The 17657-nt window shown below is 65.3% G+C and carries 15 protein-coding genes; 2 read left to right on the top strand and 13 right to left on the bottom strand.

The features are described from left to right. Nucleotides 1-122: 122 nt before the first annotated feature. Together HFK18_RS17300 and HFK18_RS17295 are read left to right on the top strand one after the other, a co-directional pair. Nucleotides 123-803: a TraX family protein gene (locus HFK18_RS17300; protein ID WP_180167192.1), complete on the top strand. Its 681-nt coding sequence runs from the start codon at nt 123-125 to the stop codon at nt 801-803. Between the two features lie 100 nt (nt 804-903). Next, a complete protein-coding gene (locus HFK18_RS17295; protein WP_180167191.1) occupies nt 904-1998 on the top strand; it encodes a crosslink repair DNA glycosylase YcaQ family protein in 1095 nt (364 codons plus the stop codon). 33 nt (nt 1999-2031) lie between these two features. On the opposite strand, the gene HFK18_RS17290 is transcribed toward HFK18_RS17295, so the two are convergent. The 13 genes from HFK18_RS17290 to HFK18_RS17230 form a co-directional block, all read right to left on the bottom strand. After that, on the bottom strand, nt 2032-3738 hold the full coding sequence (locus HFK18_RS17290) for a PAS domain S-box protein (RefSeq protein ID WP_180167190.1): 1707 nt from the start codon (nt 3736-3738) through the stop codon (nt 2032-2034). A gap of 119 nt (nt 3739-3857) precedes the next feature. Beyond that, entirely contained in the window at nt 3858-4520 is a 663-nt protein-coding gene (locus HFK18_RS17285; protein WP_180167189.1) for a DNA-3-methyladenine glycosylase, read from the bottom strand. 46 nt (nt 4521-4566) lie between these two features. Next, a complete protein-coding gene (locus HFK18_RS17280) occupies nt 4567-5526 on the bottom strand; it encodes a cation diffusion facilitator family transporter (protein WP_180167188.1) in 960 nt (319 codons plus the stop codon). Between the two features lie 96 nt (nt 5527-5622). Beyond that, complete coding sequence (locus HFK18_RS17275; protein WP_180167187.1) at nt 5623-6855, bottom strand: hypothetical protein; 1233 nt, start codon at nt 6853-6855, stop codon at nt 5623-5625. Between the two features lie 180 nt (nt 6856-7035). Then, nucleotides 7036-8694, bottom strand: a complete 1659-nt coding sequence (locus HFK18_RS17270) for a tyrosinase family protein (RefSeq protein ID WP_180167186.1) — start codon at nt 8692-8694, stop codon at nt 7036-7038. A gap of 220 nt (nt 8695-8914) precedes the next feature. Beyond that, entirely contained in the window at nt 8915-9175 is a 261-nt protein-coding gene (locus HFK18_RS17265; protein WP_099818559.1) for a hypothetical protein, read from the bottom strand. Beyond that, nucleotides 9172-10521, bottom strand: a complete 1350-nt coding sequence (locus tag HFK18_RS17260; protein WP_180167185.1) for a TFIIB-type zinc ribbon-containing protein — start codon at nt 10519-10521, stop codon at nt 9172-9174. The genes HFK18_RS17265 and HFK18_RS17260 overlap by 4 nt, the downstream gene beginning before the upstream one ends. 24 nt (nt 10522-10545) lie before the next feature. Further along, nucleotides 10546-11694, bottom strand: a complete 1149-nt coding sequence (locus HFK18_RS17255; RefSeq protein WP_180167184.1) for an SPFH domain-containing protein — start codon at nt 11692-11694, stop codon at nt 10546-10548. Between the two features lie 305 nt (nt 11695-11999). Further along, nucleotides 12000-14438 (bottom strand): aminotransferase class V-fold PLP-dependent enzyme, encoded by a 2439-nt coding sequence (locus tag HFK18_RS17250; protein ID WP_180167183.1) that lies wholly within the window; start codon nt 14436-14438, stop codon nt 12000-12002. Between the two features lie 269 nt (nt 14439-14707). Beyond that, nucleotides 14708-15241, bottom strand: coding sequence for a lipocalin family protein (locus tag HFK18_RS17245; protein ID WP_108265214.1), 534 nt, complete (start codon nt 15239-15241; stop codon nt 14708-14710). A 14-nt stretch (nt 15242-15255) separates the two neighbouring features. Then, nucleotides 15256-16332: a class I SAM-dependent methyltransferase gene (locus HFK18_RS17240; protein ID WP_180167182.1), complete on the bottom strand. Its 1077-nt coding sequence runs from the start codon at nt 16330-16332 to the stop codon at nt 15256-15258. A 5-nt stretch (nt 16333-16337) separates the two neighbouring features. After that, nucleotides 16338-17114 (bottom strand): DUF1295 domain-containing protein, encoded by a 777-nt coding sequence (locus HFK18_RS17235; RefSeq protein WP_180167181.1) that lies wholly within the window; start codon nt 17112-17114, stop codon nt 16338-16340. Next, on the bottom strand, nt 17114-17656 hold the full coding sequence (locus HFK18_RS17230; RefSeq protein WP_180167180.1) for a DUF2878 domain-containing protein: 543 nt from the start codon (nt 17654-17656) through the stop codon (nt 17114-17116). The genes HFK18_RS17235 and HFK18_RS17230 overlap by 1 nt, the downstream gene beginning before the upstream one ends. Nucleotide 17657: the final 1 nt, after the last annotated feature.

Raw genomic sequence — 17657 nt, 5'->3', positions numbered from 1 at the left:
GGGAGCACAAGGATAGCGGGGCGTATCGGCCAGCGTCATCCGCGTCAGGTTCAAGTATTCTTTGCGTTCAAGGGGCAATGGCCGGCGATTCCTGGCGATAGAGACCCTGCAGGACGCAGAGGATGAATGACTTGAGCGCGCAGGACGTCACCGTACACGCCCCACCGGCGCGCGGCACCCTCAGCAGTGGTGCCCGTGAGTCGATGAAGTGGCTCGCGCTGCTGTCGATGACCGGTGACCACGTCGCCAAAGTGGTTTTCGGTGGCTATGTGCCGGTGGTCAGCGAGTTTGGGCGCATCGCCTTCCCGCTGTTCGCGCTGGTTATGGCCTGCAACCTGGCGCAGCCGGGCGCCGATCTGGGCAAGTCGATCCGGCGCCTGTCCGCCTGGGGACTGGTCGCGCAACCCCTGCACATGCTGGCCTTCGGCTACTGGCTGCCGCTGAACATCCTGTTGACTTTCGGCCTGGCTGCGGTGGCGGTGCATGCGCTGACCAGCAACCGGCAGCTGTTGCTGCTGGTGGCAGGAGGCCTGCTGCCGTTCTTCGTGGACTACCAATGGGCGGGGGTGGCCCTGGTGGTGCTGGGCTGGATCGCGTTCCGCCACCGGGCGTACTGGCTGCTGGCGTTCGGATTCGGCGGGCTGTGCTGGGTCAATGGCAACGGATGGGCATTGCTGGCCATCCCGCTGGTGCTGGCGTTGGCCAGGGTGCCGTGGACGGTTCCGCGTTCACGCTGGGCGTTCTACGTGTACTACGTGGGGCACCTGGCGGTTCTGGCTGCCTATGCGCAGTGGCTGCGCTGAGCAACGGCACCCATCGTAGCGGTGAGCTGCCCCGGTCACGTCGCGGGTGCCTTTCCAGTGCGCAACGCACACCGGGCACGCTCGCCTCTACAATCGGCCCATGCCTGCCACGCCCACCCTCGACGATCTGCGTCGCTACGCCGTAGCCCGCACGCTGTTCACGCCCACCACGCTGCTGACCGCGATCCGTCGCCTGGGTTTCGTGCAGGCCGATCCCATCCGTGCGCCTGCGCGTGCCCAGGACCTGACCCTGCGGCACCGGGTGAAGGGCTATCAGGCTGGAGATCTGGAGCGCCGCTACAGCCGGTTGCCGATCGAGGAAGACTTCCTGGTCAACTACGGTTTCCTGCCGCGCGAACACCTGTCGTTGATGCATCCGCGGGTGTCCCGCAGGCCGTGGGACGCCAGCACGCGGCGCAAGGCGGCCGAGGTACTGGCGTTCGTGCAGGAGCGGGGCGCGGTGCATCCGCGCGAGGTCGACCAGGCGTTCGCGCATGGCCGGGTGACCAACTACTGGGGCGGCACCAGCAATGCCAGCACCCATCTGCTGGATGGCATGCACTATCGCGGCATGTTGCGCATCGCCCGTCGTGACAGCGGCACCCGCATCTATGCCGTTGCAGAACATGCACTCGCCGAGGGCGGCAAGGCCGCGCGCCTGCAGCGCGCCACCGCGCTGATCGATCTGGTGGTGCGCAAGTACGCGCCGTTGCCTTCGGCCAGCCTCACCTATCTGGCGCGGCTGCTGGGCTATGGCGCTCCACATATGGCCGCCGAGATCCAGCAGGCACTGCGGCTGGCACGCGAGCGCCTGGCCGGCTGCATCATCGACGGAACCACTTGGTACTGGCCGGCCGAGGAGAATCCCCGTTCGCGGCGCTACCAGGCCGATGAGCAGGTGCGGCTGCTGGCACCCTTCGATCCGGTAGCCTGGGATCGGCGACGGTTCGAGCTGCTCTGGGGCTGGGTCTACAGGTTCGAGGCCTACACACCGGCGGCCAAGCGTCGCTTCGGCTACTACGCGCTGCCGCTGTTGTGGCGCGACCAGGTGGTCGGCTGGGCCAATGTCACCGCCAAGGACGGCGCCCTGCAGCCGGATATCGGTTTCGCCAGCGCCTCGCCCATGAAGGACGTTCTGTTCCGCAATGCGCTGGATGACGAGCTGGAGCGGATGACGCGCTTTCTCGCTGGCTGAGGCGTTGCCTTGGGATGACAGCGGGCGCTGCCGCTATTCGTCGCGTCGCTCCGTGCGTACCCGTGCACGCGCGTCATAGAGCTGGCTGTCGGCATGATGGATGGTGTCGGCTACCGATTCACCCGGCGCACTGAGCGCCGCGCCCATGGAGAACGCCGTCGGCGACTGCGCTGCGTTGGCGGCATACCAGCCCTCAAGGAGGGGAAGGCGCGCGGACGCCGACGCGGTCAGCACCACCAGGAACTCGTCTCCGCCCAGACGGACCACGGTCTCTCCCGCGCCCAGCGGCGCCTTCAGGAAGGCGGCAAACTCGACCAGGATCGCGTCGCCGCGGCGGTGGCCCTGCGCATCATTGATCCGTTTGAAATCGTCCAGATCAAATACCAGGCACGCCCACGTTCCGGCGGTCATCTCGTCGAGCCGGTGCAGGTAGCGGCGGTTGTGGCACTGGGTGAGTGGATCCTTCAGCGATAGTTCGCGCAGGCGCTGCTCCTGCAGGCGCAGCGCGGTGACATCCTGGGCGTGGCCGAGCACGAAGGGCGGCTGTCCCTCGCTGTCGAGCACGTTGTTGTAGGCCCAGTAGCGCAGCGTTCCATCGGCGGCAATGAGTTCGATGACGCCGGCATCGGTGTGGTTGGCTTCGATGCGTTTCAGGTAGGCATTGAACACCTCGCGGCGCTCGGGCGGCATGTAGTCGCACAGGCTGCGGCCGATGATCTGGCGTTCCTCGTAGCCCAGCGACTGCAGCGCCGCCGGGTTCACCGAGGTCAGCGTGCCATCCAGCGTATGCGTGCAGATCAGCCCCAGGCTGTAGTGGAACAGACGCCGATAGCGCACCTCGCTCGCCTCCAGGGCGTCCAGCGCCGCGCGTTCTTCGGTGACGTCCTGGATCGCGCCCACCAGCCGTGGATGGCCCTCCACCTGCTGCCGGTTGCCCACCACGCGGGTCCAGATGCTGCGTCCATCGGCTGTGCTCATCGGCAGCTGCACCTCCCAGGGCGTGCCATCCTCCACGCAACGCTGCACGGCAGTCTGGATGATGCTGCGACTGTCCTGGCGGTAGAACGACAAGGCGGATTCGAGGGTGGGCTGGTAGCTGGAACGGACACCGTGGATCTGCTTGGTCTCGCGCGTCCAGCGCACCTCGCCGGTGTCCAGGTCCAGTTCCCAGCCGCCGACCTTGGCGGCGGTGTTGGTGCGCTGCAGAAAGTCCTCGCTGCGCTTCAGATCGCGATGCAGTGCCTGCGCCTGGTCGACCTGTCGCAGCAATGCGCTGCGTTGCTCCAGCACCTGCGTGGTGACCCGGCCAAGATGGACCATCAATTCCCGCTGCGACGGCGACAGCACCCCGGGCAGCGTGTCGAGCAGGCACAGCGTACCGATGCGCGCGCCATGGGCGGTGGTCAGTGCTATTCCAGCGTAGTGGCGTACCCGGTGCCCTGCGGTGACCAGCGGACTGCTGGCGAACCGTGGGTCCTGCCTCGCGTCTGGAATCTCCAGCAGCTCGTCCTGCTCGATGGCATGCGAACAGAAAGAGATGGAGCGGGGCGTTTCAGTGATGTCGCCCAGCCCGATGTTGGACTTGAACCATTGCCGCTGCGCGGCAACGATGGAAATCAACCCGATGGGCATGCCGGTGGCAGCGAGCGCGGCGGCAACAATGGCATCGAACACGGGCTCAGGCGGTGTATCGAGAACACCCAGGCGATCGATCTCGAGAAGTCTGGAAGCTTCATCCATGGCAGGCACTGCGTCTCCGGCAGGGAAGGGCAGGTCACAGCGATCACGCTAGGGCGCGGCACGTTATGCCGTTGCGTGGAACAGTGAGGCTGGTGTCAATGATTCTTCAGTGATGGGTTTCATGCAGGTCTCTTTGGCGTTGCCGCGCGGGGCGCGCGTACCGAAACGTGACGGTGATCGCGCACGTGCCAGCGCCAGGGAAAATCCACGGCACGGGTGATGCCGATGCGCGGCCCCACCACCGGGTCGTCCGGCGGCGCCATGCCATCGTCCAGTATCGTGATGCCGTGGCTGGCAGTCACCAGATCGGCGCCGTCGAAGTGCCGGTCTAGGCCAAACGCCTGCGACAGCTTGCCGGGGCCACTGGCCAGGTCGTGGTCGCGGCGGGCGGCAGGCCGCAGCGGGTACATCAGTTCCTGCCCGGCGACCGGCGCGGCGGCACGCAGCAGAACCGCAACACCCTCGCCGACGTCTCCGCAGACGACATTGCTGCCCCAGTGCATGCCATAGGTGAAGTAGACATAGAGATGGCCTGCTTCGCCGAACATGCTGGCGTTGCGCGCGGTCATGCCGCGCCAGGAGTGCGCCGCCGGATCGTCGCTGCCGGCATACGCCTCGACCTCGACAATGCGTGCCACGCGGCCATCGTTGCGCACCAGCAGTTTGTTCAGCAGCTCGGGGGCGACCACCGTTGAAGGACGCTGATAGAAGGCGCGCGGGAGCCGGGCTCCGTCAACGGGCAGCGCGGCGAACGTGGCATCTGGATCGGTCTGCTTCGGCATGCTGCAATCATCGCCTGTCCGCGGTGAAGCTGTCGCCAGTGTGGTGTCAGTCCGCCGTGGCTGGACGATCGAGCGCGGCCCGGCGCGCGGCAAACACCTCCGGTGTCTGCGGTTTGATGAACAATGCCACCAGTTCCGGGAACTCCTGTTTCACCGCAGACTCGATGCGGGTGATGCAGGCCTCGATCTGCGGCGTGGTGCGGTCGTCCTCGAATTCCGCACTGAGCATCGCCACCACCTGTTCCGGGCCCATCTGCAAGGTGGTCACGCCGTTGGCGCGACGCAGATCCGGGTCGGTCACGGCCACGGCCATGATCCGTTGCGCCACCGCCGGGTGGGCCGGCTCACCGATCAGCAGGCCCTTGGTCTCGCGCGCGAGCAGGAACGCGGTCAGCGCCAGCACACCGGCAATGCACAGCGAGGCGACCCCATCCAGCACCGGCATCTCCAGCAACTGCGCGGCCAGCAGCCCGACCAGGGCGAAGCCAAGGCCGAGCAGGGCGGCACTGTCTTCCAGCAGCACGGTGAAGGTGGAAGGATCCTTGCTGCGGCGGAACGCCTCGAAGTATCCCAGTGAGCCCTTGCTGCGGCGGAATTCGCGCAGCGCCACCCACCATGAGGCACCTTCGAACAGGATGGAGATGCCCAGTACGCCGTAGCTGATGGCGTGATTGGTGGCCGGCTCCGGCTGGCGGATATGCTGGATGCCTTCGTAGGCCGAGACGCCGGCGCCGGCGGCGAATACCAGCAGGGCGACGATGAAGCTCCAGAAGTACAGCTCGCGGCCGTAGCCGAACGGGTGCAGGGTATCGGGGGCCTTCTCGGCACGGCGCAGACCGTACAGCAGCAGTACTTCGTTGAGGGTATCGACCAGCGAGTGCACGCCCTCGCTGAGCATGGCCGAGCTGCCGGACACGGCGGCCGCGATGAATTTTGCGACGGCGATGGCAAGGTTGCCGGCCAGGGCGGCGTAGATGACCAGGCGTGAGCCGGAGGGCGAGGACATGGCAGAGACAAGGTAGCGCGGAAGACTGATGATCGCGTCCACCTTGTCCCCGGCGTGTGCAGGGGAAGGTCCTTCACACCTCTGCCCACCTCTGGGCTAGCAGGCAGGAGCCCTTTGCCGCGGCCTTGATTTGCGCACCGCGCCGGTGGCGGACTTCACCGGTGGTGGCGGTGCGACGGATGTTGGCGCAGGAGGTTCCGGAGGCTGCGGTGGGGGAGTTGCTTGGGGAGCATCAGGCGTCGTGTACCAGGTGAACACTTCGCTGCTGGGCACGGGGATCGACCGGGTTCGGGTCTTCGGCGTCCAGCCCGGTTCGGCGATGACGGTGTGGCTGCCAAGGCGATTGAGCAGGAAGACATCCCGGATCTCATACAACTCCTTCCCCGGGCCGTCGATTCTGCGGCAGTTGGTTGACACCCCGGATGCCCGAACCATCCTGCAGCCCTCGCTCGATACCACCACACTCTGGTGGGGCAGCATCCCCAGCTGGAACGTGCTGGCAGCGCGGTCGAGTGATTCGAACAGGGTGCCTGCAATGAGCAGGATCGGGGCGATTACCAAGGCAAGTGCGAGTACCCGGGACCAGAGCGGGAGTGTCCTGATGCTCAGGATGACCAAGTGAAGGAGCGGCAGCCCGAGCGAGACCAGGAGCACTTCCCAGCCGCTCATCGTGGCGGCTGCGGAATGGGTGCCGAAGACCACGATCGCGATCAAGGGGAGCGTGAACAGGTAAAGGCAAGCGGACAGTGCAGTCAGCCTCAGTGCCCACCAGATCTTCTTCTTCCGCAGAACGCTGCCGACGGGCTCATCAATGGGCTTGGGCTTCATTCCCATCGGCGCGAAGGCGCCAGCGGCACCGACCAGAATGGCGCCTGCGAACAGGATGGGTGCAGCGTCGCCGAGTGGAGTGAAAAGCCAGACGTACATCCAGCCTGTTGCCAGGGCCGCTCCCAGCATGGCCATACCCATGCTGAGGCCAGCGGACGCCAACCATTGCGTCTGAGATGTGCGGATGCTGCTTCTGTCGGTGATGAATCCTGATTTCTGCCACTCGATCAGCACAGCGGCGGGGAGCATGAGCGTCAAGATGACCACGATGACCATCACGACCGAAAAGAAGACGATGGCCGCCGCCACCAGACCGATATCGGTCAGTGCGAGGCTTGGCAGGTAGTGGATCCGCCAGAAGAAGACGATCATCGCAAGGGTGCCCGCCAGCGCGAACAACGCCTTGTGGGCGTAGATGTCGGTCAGGATTTTGGACGCTGCCGGCCAAGGCGAGCTTGAAGGAGGCGAAAGGGTGTCGGGGCGGGGGTCCTGCAACGGCATCGCGCATCGTCCATGAGTTGGGCTTCACCTCCGGATATCGGCCGTTCGCGAAAGCGCTTGAATCGAAATCCAGATCCATGCAGATCCTTATCGCTGGCGTTGCCCTCCTGTGCTGTCCGCCTTGACCGGCACTCCTGGGTGGCGTCGCCCGCGCGCGACGCCACCCGGCATGGGTGCCCGCTAGTTCGGGGATACCAGGATCGCAGCGTCGAGCACCGGGAACGATTGCGGTGCCTGGCCCGACGAGGCGACCAGGCGGATCTCCAGCGTCGTCGAACCGCCGCCGGCAGCATCCGCGCGCAGCGCGCCCAGCGTCTGCGGCAGTGGTACGGCGAACGTCGTTGGATGATCGTGGCCCATGGCCGCCATGCTCGGCCCGAAGAATGAGACCGTGCCGGCGTAGTACGGACTGTCCGCGCTGACCGAGGTGACGTCGGCCGGTGCATTGATCAGCACGTCGAACTCGCGCGTGTTGTGCAGTCCATGGGGACGCTCGAGGGTCACCTCCGCGATCAGCATGCGCGGGCCGGTGGCCGCCAGATGCGCACGAACCGCTTCGTTGGGCACCGCTACACGCACGGCGCCGTCGGTCCGCTTGCCGCGCACCAGCCGCGCAGCCTTCGCGGCGTTCGGAGCCGTTGCAGCCTGCTCTGCAGCACGGACACCGCGGCCATAGACGTAGTCATAGTCGAACGCGGTGGTGGAGAAGAATTCCGCGGCCGGGCGCGTGCCGACGTAGCGGCCCTGGCCATTGACGAAGAAGCGGAACGGTTCGTCCATGAACTGCCGGCGTTCGGCAGCGTCGGTCGGCATGATCGGGCGGCCGAAGGCCTGCTGCCTGCGTGTCCACACATCCCACAGGCGATCCATGTTGGCGTGGTGCAGGTAGAAGATCGGATCCAGCGGCGACAGGAAGTTGGTCATGTTGCCGTAGGGGCCGGGATCGACGGCGCCGACACCGCCAATGCAGTTGTGCACCTTGTTGTGCGGGAAGCCTTCCAGCACCGAGAACTTGGTGGCCCCATCGGGCTGCAGCACGTGCGAGGTGGTGCGCGAGCTGGTGAAGCTGCGGCTGATGTCAGGGTTGTTGAACTCCACCGGTGACAGGCCGGCACGGATGGTGTCGGCGGACACGGCGGAGGCCGTCTTCGGGTCGAAGCCCGGATGCTCGCGCCATAGATAACGGGCGCCACAGGTAACCGCGTACGCCGCATTGCCGGAAATGCCGGTCTGTTCCTTGGCGTTGTAGCCGGTGACGTCGTTCCAGACGTCTTCGGCGCTGTTGTAGCCACGCAGCGACAGCTGCTGCCGCTGCCCACTGTCCAGGGTGTTCCAGTGGCGCTGCAACGCAGGCTTCATGAACTGGGTGAACACCGCCAGGTTGCGGGTGTAGGGCGTATAGGCCTTGTCGGTCGGGGTCAACAGACCGTCGAACATCGCAACCGGAATCTGCGGAAGTTCAGTCCAGTCCCAGTACGGCATGGCGAACTGGCGATCGCCGCTGAGCTCGCGGATGGTCTGTTCGAAGTAGCCTACGTAGCCGCGGTGCCAGACATAAAACCACCAGTTGCCGTGCGGGCAATCCATCAGGTGCACGAACGCATTGCGGAACCAGTTGCGCGGGTCGTCAGCCGGCAGCGCCAGCATTGCCTGGATGCCTCGGGCATAACTGGCCAGCATGCGCTGGCCTTCCGGGCTGGTGACGTTGTAGCGGTGGAAACGCGCCACTGCGGTACCGTCGCTCGCGCTCTGGCCACTGGCCAGGGCACTGGGCGCGAACAGCGATGCCAATGAGGCGGTGGCAGTGGTTGCTAGGAAATCACGGCGTGTGTAACGCATAGCGTCCTCCCTGGTGATTGGTTCAACCGCGTCGGGTTACGAATCACTGCAAGGGCCCGTGACTGCTGCCATGGGCCGGACGGGGACATCCAGCCCCGCCGCCCGGATCGACGGGCGCGAAGGCGCCGCCGGACCAGGGCGGCAGCAGTATAGGCACGGCATTGCGCCCGGATCTGGGCAGTACGCCACAGTCATGGCCGGCCCTGGCCGGCCGGGTCTACTATTCCGGGCCGGTCTTCACCCGCGCCACCCGCTTTCGATACTCATACACGTTGTCACCGCGGATCCGCTTTTCCTGCGTGCCCGAGATCGAATCCACCCGGCGATCCGACCCGGTCACCGGCTTGGCATCGATCTCGGTTTCGTGTTCGAACGAATGCGATTTGTCGGTGTTCCGGTAGAACCGGTACAGCGCCCAGTACAGCGCGGTCGCGCCGGCCGGGCCTGCAGCCAACAACCAAAGACCACTGTCATCACTCATGTGCTGGCCACCAGGAAGGCAATTGCGAGGGCTTCGATGATCGTGCCGGCGGTCAGCGCCGCCAGCAGCATCTTCCACTGCTGCACCGGCACGCTGCCCATGGTTTCACCGGTCCGACCGTTCACCGCGATGTAGTGCAGCATGCCGCCGTTCTTGCCGGGCTGGTGGTACGAATACAGCCACACCGGCAGGTACATGGCCACCCAGCGGGTGCCGTGCACCTCCAGCTGCTCCTGTTCCCAGCGTACGCCACGGTCGTAACGGCGCACCGTGCCTTCCACCTGCGCGCGGGCGATCGACAGCAGCTGGTCTTCCAGTCGCGGCCGCAGCTTTTCGACGTCCAGGTTGCGCTTTTCCGAAGTGAAGCCCGCCAGGTAGGAGGCGTTCCACTTCACCGCATTCTTGGTGTCGAACGGCAAAATCGTGTTGATGATGTTGTTGGTGTTGGCGCGCGTGTCGAGGTTGCCGCGCTCGGCCGACGATTCCAGCGGCAGGTCGTCCACGGTGAAATCGACCTGGCGTTCCACCTGGTAGATGTCCGCGTCGTAGTAGGTCTGCTTGTTCTTTTCGCTGCCACGGGTGTATTCGCGCGTCTTGATTTCGCCCTTGCCGGCCACGGCCGCACTGACATTGCCGTCGACGATCATGTAGGGCAGGTACACACCCACCACGTTTTCCGGGGTGAACTGCTCCTTGAACGCCTTGAGCGCGAACATCCGGCGCTTGTCGACGAACTGGCGGATGCGCGCGACCGCATCCTCCTTCTTGATGTGGAACGGCAGCACGGCGTCAGGCACGGCGCCGTTGGCGATCTGTTCGTTCACGCCGAACACGTGCCGGCACCAGTGGCAGCGCGCCGTCATCGTGCTTTCGGTGTTGACCGTGACTTCGGCGCCGCAACCGGTGCACTTGAAGGTCATCAGTGCCGAGGTGTCGGCATCGATATCGCGTGCGCCCGATGCGATGACGGTGCCACGCAGCTGGTCGATGGCTTCACCCAGGCCGAATTCCTCTTCCACCCGTGCGCCATGCCATTCGTGACGGCAGTACAGGCAGACCAGGATATCGGTACCCAGCTTGGGCCGGATATCGGTAGCGCCGCACTTCGGGCAGCGGTTGAGGCCGTCTTTCAGTTCGGCCGCGGAGGTGTCGATGGCGACCGGGTCGGGCGCCTCGATCTCATTGCGTATGGCCTCAGGCAGCGTCGAGGTATCGAGCGGGAAGCTGCCGGGCAGGGGAGGGACGTCCTGCGGCGAACCCGGCCCGTCCAGCACCGCCGCCGGCAGGGGCGGCGGTGCTGAAGCGGATCGGGGCAGCGGCGGAGGCGTGTTTCTGGGATCGGACATGGTGGTTGCGCGTCCTGCGTCTGCTTACAGTCCCAGCGCCTTGGCCTTCAGCGCGTCATAGTCGGTCTGGGTGATCAGGCCCAGATCCAGCATTTCCTTGGCCTTCTTCAGCTTGGCCACCGGGTCGTCGGCAGCCGGAGCGGCCGGGGTTGCCGGCTGCTGCAGGTTGCCCGCGCCGAACATGCCCGACGCCATGCCCAAGCCGACAAGGCCGGCGGCACCGCCGTTCTCGCCTGCGGACTGGATGCCCTGGGCAACGCTGGCCTGCAGGTTGGAATTGCCGCGCGAGCCGGACAAGGCATCGGCGCGCTGCACGGTCTTCAGCAGCTCACGGGTGTTGGCGTCGTACTCGATCGAGACGATGGCGGTCTTGACGATGGCCAGGCCGCGATCGGACTTCCACTGGTAGCCCTGCTCGACGGCAGCCGACAGGCTCTGCGCAAAGCCCAGCGAATCCTGCTGCAGCTTGGTGATGCGGTTGCCCTTGCTTGGATCGTTGGTATACAGGCTGAACGCCGGCGCCAGCGAACCCACCACTTCATTGAACAGCTGGCTGGCAGCGGCGTTGTCCAGGTCGGTGAAGTCGAATACCTGGCCCGGCTGCAGGTAGCTGGCCGGAACGAAGTTCTTCACGAACAGGATCGGGTCGACGATCTTCAGCGTGTACGAGCCACGCGTGACCGCGCCAACCTGGGTGTTGAGGAAGCCATCGTCCCAGTAGATTTCCGACTGGGTGCCGAAACGGTTGTCCGGCAGTTCCTTCAGCGAAACGAAGAAGGCGGCCTGCTGCGAGCCCGGCTGGCCGCCGAACTTGAAGCGCTCCCAGCTCTGCTTGATGAAGGTGCTGACCAGGCCGTCGCCGGCGAAGATCGACTGCGAGTTCAGATCGTCCGAGCGCCACTCGTAGCCACCCGGCTCGGCGACGAAGGCGGTGATCGCGCCATCCTGGAACAGCAGCAGGCCGTAGCCTTCCGGCACGACGATCTTCGAACCGTTGCTGATGATGTTGGAGGAGCCGCTGGTGTTCGAGCCGCGCCCGGCATTGGTGCCCTGCGGCACCGCTGCAAACAGGGCTGCCGTGGACGGCAGGCCGGTCGGCACGGTGTAGAAGTCCTTCCATTGGTCAGCCAGCACGCCGCCGACTGCACCCTTCACCGCTTGTACCAGACCCATGACCCACTCCCTGTAGTTGCCGGACAGGCACCACGCCTGTCGTGCTCGGCTGACTATAGAGGAGGCAGGCTACGCGCGGCTAGCAGCCGGGCGAATCCCCATTCATCTCGCGTCTCAGGCCAGGGCACAGTTGATCAGGCCGTGACCGATCAGCGGCACCAGTTCCGTAGCCTATCGCCGCAATGGCAGGCAAAATCGCCATCCAGCGGCGCGCGAACAGGTGTGCGGAAACGGGCTTCGGTGTAGTCCGGATCCAGCGATCCCCAGGCGGTGACAATCCGGCCTGAGCACGGCCCCGCAGCGACTCAAGCCGGCACAGTGCTGGCAGCCGGTGTTTCCGGAGCCGGTGCCGGTGATTCCTCCATCACACATTCCAGACCTGAAGCGTCTGTGTCCAGCAGGCAGGTGGCGAACAACAGGAAGCGATAGGCATCGGCGAAGTTCGATCCCAGCCCGAACGAAATCCTGACCGCACCGCAATCACCCTTCTCCAAGATCTTCTCGTCGAATGCCGTGCAGTCGAGAATCTTCCCGGTCTTGTCCAATTCACAATGCTCGGCGCCCGCGGTCGCGTAGGTCGCCTGCTGGACGGCGCCCAGGTTGCAGAAGCAGCCATTGCGCAGGGTGATGCCGAACCGGTCTGCGGCCCGCTTGATGCGGGCGTGCGGCAGGATGGAGCCATAGCAGTCGAAGAAGTTCAGCATCAGCGTCGCGCCCCGCTGCGCAGCGGGCGGGCCATATACCCGGCATAGCGGCAGCTCGCCACCGATGTGGTGGCGAAGCGATGACAGCTGCGCCTGCAGCCACTCGGCCAACGCACGCGAGCGCAACGCGACCGCTTCCACTCCGCCCAGCGCGGCCACGAATTCAAAGCCTCTGGCGATGGCTGGGAAGGCCGCGTAGTTCGGCGTGCCGACTTCGAATCGCTGGCCCGCGTCGCGGTACAGCAGGCGATCGGTGGGCGACCACGGCCCGGAGTAGTAGCACACACCACCACCGGCAAACGACGGTGGTTTCAGCAGGCCGAGTGCGGCCCGTCGGGCGAGCAGGCAACCCGCGCCGGTGGGGTAGCCGAATATCTTGTAGAACGAGGCCACCACGAAATCGGGGCGATGCCGGGCGCAGTCAAGCCGGTATTGCGGCACCAGGGCCGCAGCGTCGCACAGCACCATCGCGCCGTGTGCCTGTGCACGCTCGATCCAGGCCAGGTCGTGCCGCGCGCCGGTGGCATTGGATTGCGCAGGAAAGGCGAGCAGATGCGGCGCGCCGGGCTGCAGCCGCTGCAAGGCGCGCCACATCAGCCCTTCATGCAACAGCAGCTCGTCATCCAGCGGAATGTACTTTACCTGTGCGCCCTTCGCCGTGGCGTACTCGCGCAAGCCATGTACCGAGGTGTGATTGTCCTTGGTCAGCAGTGTCTGCGACCCGGCCTGGAAAGGGAATGACTCCGCCACCAACCGGATTGCGCTGCTGGCATTGGCGGTGAACAGTATTTCGTACTCCTCCGGTGTGGTTCCGAAGAAGGCGTAGATCTCCTCACGCGCCCTATGAAGTGCGTCCTGGGATGCTTTCGATCCGCTGTGCGGATTGCCGAGAATCGTCCGCTTGAGTGCCTGGTAATCCTGCTCAAGCAGGCTGTCGGGTGGCAATGTTCCGCCCACGTGATCCAGATAGGTCACCTGTTGCTCATCCAGTCGCGCATATTCCTGCTGGCGCATGGCCTCGACCTGATCATGGGGGTAACCAGGGTGGTCGGCGAGGAACTGTGCGCGAGCGCTTTCGAAGCCGTGCATCGCGGGCGCATCCTGCTGCAGCGGCAGGTGGAACGCCAGCAGTGGTGAGAAATCCGGGGCCCGGATGGCGGCCCGCGCAGGTGTATGTGCAGCATCCACACAGCCGCGCAGCAACCAGGCTTCCACGTGGTAACGCCGGTCTGGCACTGTTGCATGGACCGCGTCCAGCATCGTGTCCAGATAGCGCTCCCTGGTGGGGGTGTCGCACTGGTTGAACTCCTCCAGAAGGACGCAGGCGTTGAACAGGAATTCGCGCGTATCGGCGTCCCCCATGGCGAACGCAAGGGGCCGCAATTCAGCCATGTCGCCCTCGCGCGGGGAAAGTCCTTCGATCGCGAACGCGCGCGTGATCGGCGACGGGTCGGTCAGGCTCAGGGCGGCATCCATCAGCCGGGATGGCATGCCGAAGTGCTGCCGTGACTGCTCGCGGGTCAGCTCGAAAAGCTGGTTGTAGTGGAATGCCGTGGCGTAGACCCGTCCACCAGGGCGGAGCACCCGCCTGAACTCGCGGGCGACGCGCGCCTTGTCCGGCGGGAACATCAGGCCGAATCCGCATACGATGACATCGAAGCTGGCGTCCGCGAAGGGCAGCTCTGCCATGTCCACATCGGCAAGGAGCGGCACGTTGCGCTGCACCTCATCGCTCAGCACGCTGCGTGCCACGTCAACGGCGATTGCCGACAGATCGGTGGCGACCAACCGTAGGCCGAGGGGCCTGGTCAGGTGCTGGTAAAGGTTGGCGGTGATGACCCCGGTACCGCAGGCGACCTCCAGGACGTCTGACGCGTTGAAGCCCGCCTGGATGTCGCCAGCGATCTCCTCGGCCAGCAGCTTTCCGTAGGGTCCGAAAATGCGCTGGCTCAGGACGCGCTCATAGAACTCCATGAAGGTGCTGAGAGACCATTTTCGTTCGGATACCACCTTGCACTGGTGCGGCGAGACATCCTGCATGGCACGCTCCATGTGGCCGGAGGCCGGTCAATCAACGCCGCCTTTATTGCATGGGATTAATTGTCTTTAAGTGATATTAATCACATAAGGCATGATTGATAATCCGTGAAAGGGCGGGGGTTTATCTATTCCCCTATTCATGGGCCAACTGCCCCGATTGGCGCTATCGCAGGCCAAGTGCGTGAAGTTCACCCAGGAGCCGATCGAGCGTTATGGCGCCATCGATGCCGGCGTCCATCATTCCGTTCTGGAACGTCCTTCGCGGATGCTCAGCGCACCGATTGCGGCACCCGGCGCAGCTTTCCGGTGTCGTACCCCATTGCCTTGATGCGGGCGACCGCCTGCTGATACTCCGCTTCGCTCACCTGCGGCGTACGCGCCATGTACCACACGTAGTCGCGCTTGCTGCGGGCCACGATGGTCTGCGTGTAGCCCTCATCCAGCCAGGCAATGAGGTACTCGGCCTGGATGGGCCAGATGAACTGCATGCCCCAGACCGCACCATTGCCATGTTTCTCCACCCGACCTACCGGGTGCATCGACTTCTGTGGCGACTGGAAGCTGCCCTTGCGATAGGTGAAGGTGGTCTTGATGCGCCCATCAGCCTGCAGCGCATAGCTTTCCACGGCATCGAAGGCCTCGCGCTCGGGCCGCGAAGGAATATGGGCAATGACATACCAGTCGCCCATGAAGCGGGGCACGTCCACCTTCGGTGGCAGCGGAATCGGGCGGGTGTCGTGGCTGCTGCAGCCTGCGCCGAACAGGGCCACGGCCAGCAGCGTGAACAGTGGGGCGATACGCATGGTGGCGGTCTCCTTCAGCGCGGGCGGAACAGATAGTGGGCGACCAGCCATTGCTGGCCGTCGTCGTAGCCGAACAGCTCGGCGCAGGCCATCCAGAACATGCGCCAGCGCTGCCACCAGATGCGTGCGGCGGCTTCGTCGCCATAGGTCTGCGCCAGGATCGGCAGCAGCTGCTCGCGGGCGGCATCCTGGTTGGCCAGCCAATGGTTGGCGGTGCGCTGGTAGTGAGTGCCATCCAGCAGCCAGCGCTGGTCCAGCACCAGTTCGCGCTGGAAGTGCAGCAGCGTGTCCGCGGCCGGCATCAAACCACCGGTGAAGAAGTGCCGGCCCATCCAGTTGTCGTCGCCCTCGGTCTCGAACGGATACATCAGCGTGCGATGCGCGAAGATATGCACGAACAGCGCACCATCCGGCTTCAACCAGCGGGCGATGCGACCCAGCAGGCGATCGTAATTGCGCACATGCTCGAACATCTCGACCGACACGCAGCGGTCGAATGCCGCTGCAGGCAGCTCCAACTGGTTGACGTCGCGGGTCAGCACCTCGACGTTGCCGAACCCGCGCGCCTGGCACTGCGCCAGGATATGGTCGCGCTGGCTATGCGAGTTGGACACGGCGGTGATGCGTGCGTTCGGGTAGCGCTCGGCCATCCACAGCGTCAGCGAGCCCCAGCCGCACCCCAGTTCCAGGATGTGCTGGCCGTCGGCCAGCCCGGCGCGCTGCCCGTACAGTTCCAGCATCGCGTCCTCGGCCTGGTCCAGCGTCTCGCTGCCGGTACGGTAGTAGCAGCTGCTGTACTTCAGGCGATGCCCCAGGCAGCCCTTGAAGAAGGCGGCGGGAACCTCGTAGTGCTGGCGGTTGGCTGCATCCACGTGCAGGGCCAGCGGGCTGCTGGCCAGTTCGGCAATGCGGCGGCTGAAGCGCTGCGACTGCTCCTCCATGCTGCCGGCCGACTCTTCGGCCAGGCGTTGTGCGCACAGGCGACGGATGCCCGCGCGCAGCGCCGCATCGGGCAGCCAGCCACGCTCGGCCCAGCCGGTGAGTCCGCCCTCGGTATCGGCAACCGGAGCAAGGGACGGGGTGCTGTTCATCGGGATCACTCCTTGGGGCTGCGCGGAAACCAGGGGAAGAACATCGGAGTGCTGCGCTGGTAGTCGCGATAGTCATCACCGCGACTGCGCAGCGCCTGTTTCTCGGTGAAGGGAACGCCGCTGAGGTAGCGCAGGAACACGTACATCAGCACCGGCCCGGTCCAGGCCAGCCACCACAGCGGCGACCCCGCTGCCAGCACTACATAGGTGAACCAGTGCAGCCACTCGAAGAAGTAGTTGGGATGGCGTGTATACCGCCACAGCCCTTCGCGGCAGGTACGGCCCTTGTTGGCCGGGTCGGCACGGAAACGAGCCAGCTGGCGGTCGGCGAGTGCTTCGCCACCTACACTGAGCAGCCACACCACGAGCGCCGCTGCGATCCAGGCAGGCATGTCGCTGCGCGGGTTGTTGGCCACGGCCACGAACGGCAGCGCAAACAGCACCACCAGCGCGGCCTGTGCCATGAAGAAGCCGAAGATCTTTCCCTGGTGGCCGTGCCAGTGCTCACGCAGATAACGGTAGCGACCGTCCTCTGCTTCGCTGCGCACACGCCGCCACAGATGCAGGGCAAGCCGGCCTCCCCACAGCCCACCCAGCAGCGCCAGCGCGATGCGGGGCTGCAGCGCGCCATCGCCCAGCCATGCAAGCAGCAGCGCGCCTGCCGCCACACCCTTTGCCCACAGCACATCGACGATGCCGATGTTCTGGTGCCTGCGCTGCCACGCCCAGCCCCAGGCCATGATCAGCACGGCGTACAGCAGTACCCACCACACGCTGCTCATCAGGTTGCTCCAATCAATGGGGTGTCGTGGTTGCCGGGCGTTTGGCGGCGGGCCACAGCGCACAGCAGCGACAGCGCGATGCACCAGCCCAGCGCCAGTGTTGCCACGCCCTGCCAGGCCGGGGGGGTGAAATGCACCGCCTGGAATCCGCGCGCCGCAGATAGATACGCCAGCGGCGCCAGCAAGCCGAGAGCCACCGGCAGCAGCCAGTGCCGCTGCAGGAACGCCATCGATGCAGTCAGCGTCATCGCAAAGGCAGCCCACAGGGCGAGAATCCACGGTGGCGGTACCCAACCCAGCGGCGCAGCGGCGTAGTGCACGCCACCACTGGCGGCCGCGCTGCCATCCACCAGGAATGCGCATGCCAGCGCGAGCAGCAACAAGCGCAGATCCAGGCGGGGCTGCGCTGAGGTGAGCAGCTGGCTGCCGATGTACACAGTGGCTGACAGCATTGCCGGCCATTGCCAGCCCCGGCCGGCACCGGCAACGGCGCACAGCCATACCAGCTGGTTGCCGATCACGTTGGCCCAGGTGCGGCGCATG

This window comes from Stenotrophomonas sp. SbOxS2 (assembly GCF_013416715.1).
In the GTDB taxonomy this organism is placed as follows: domain Bacteria; phylum Pseudomonadota; class Gammaproteobacteria; order Xanthomonadales; family Xanthomonadaceae; genus Stenotrophomonas; species Stenotrophomonas lactitubi.
Note: the sequence above shows the minus strand (reverse complement) of the source record. Positions and strands in the feature narration are given on the sequence as shown.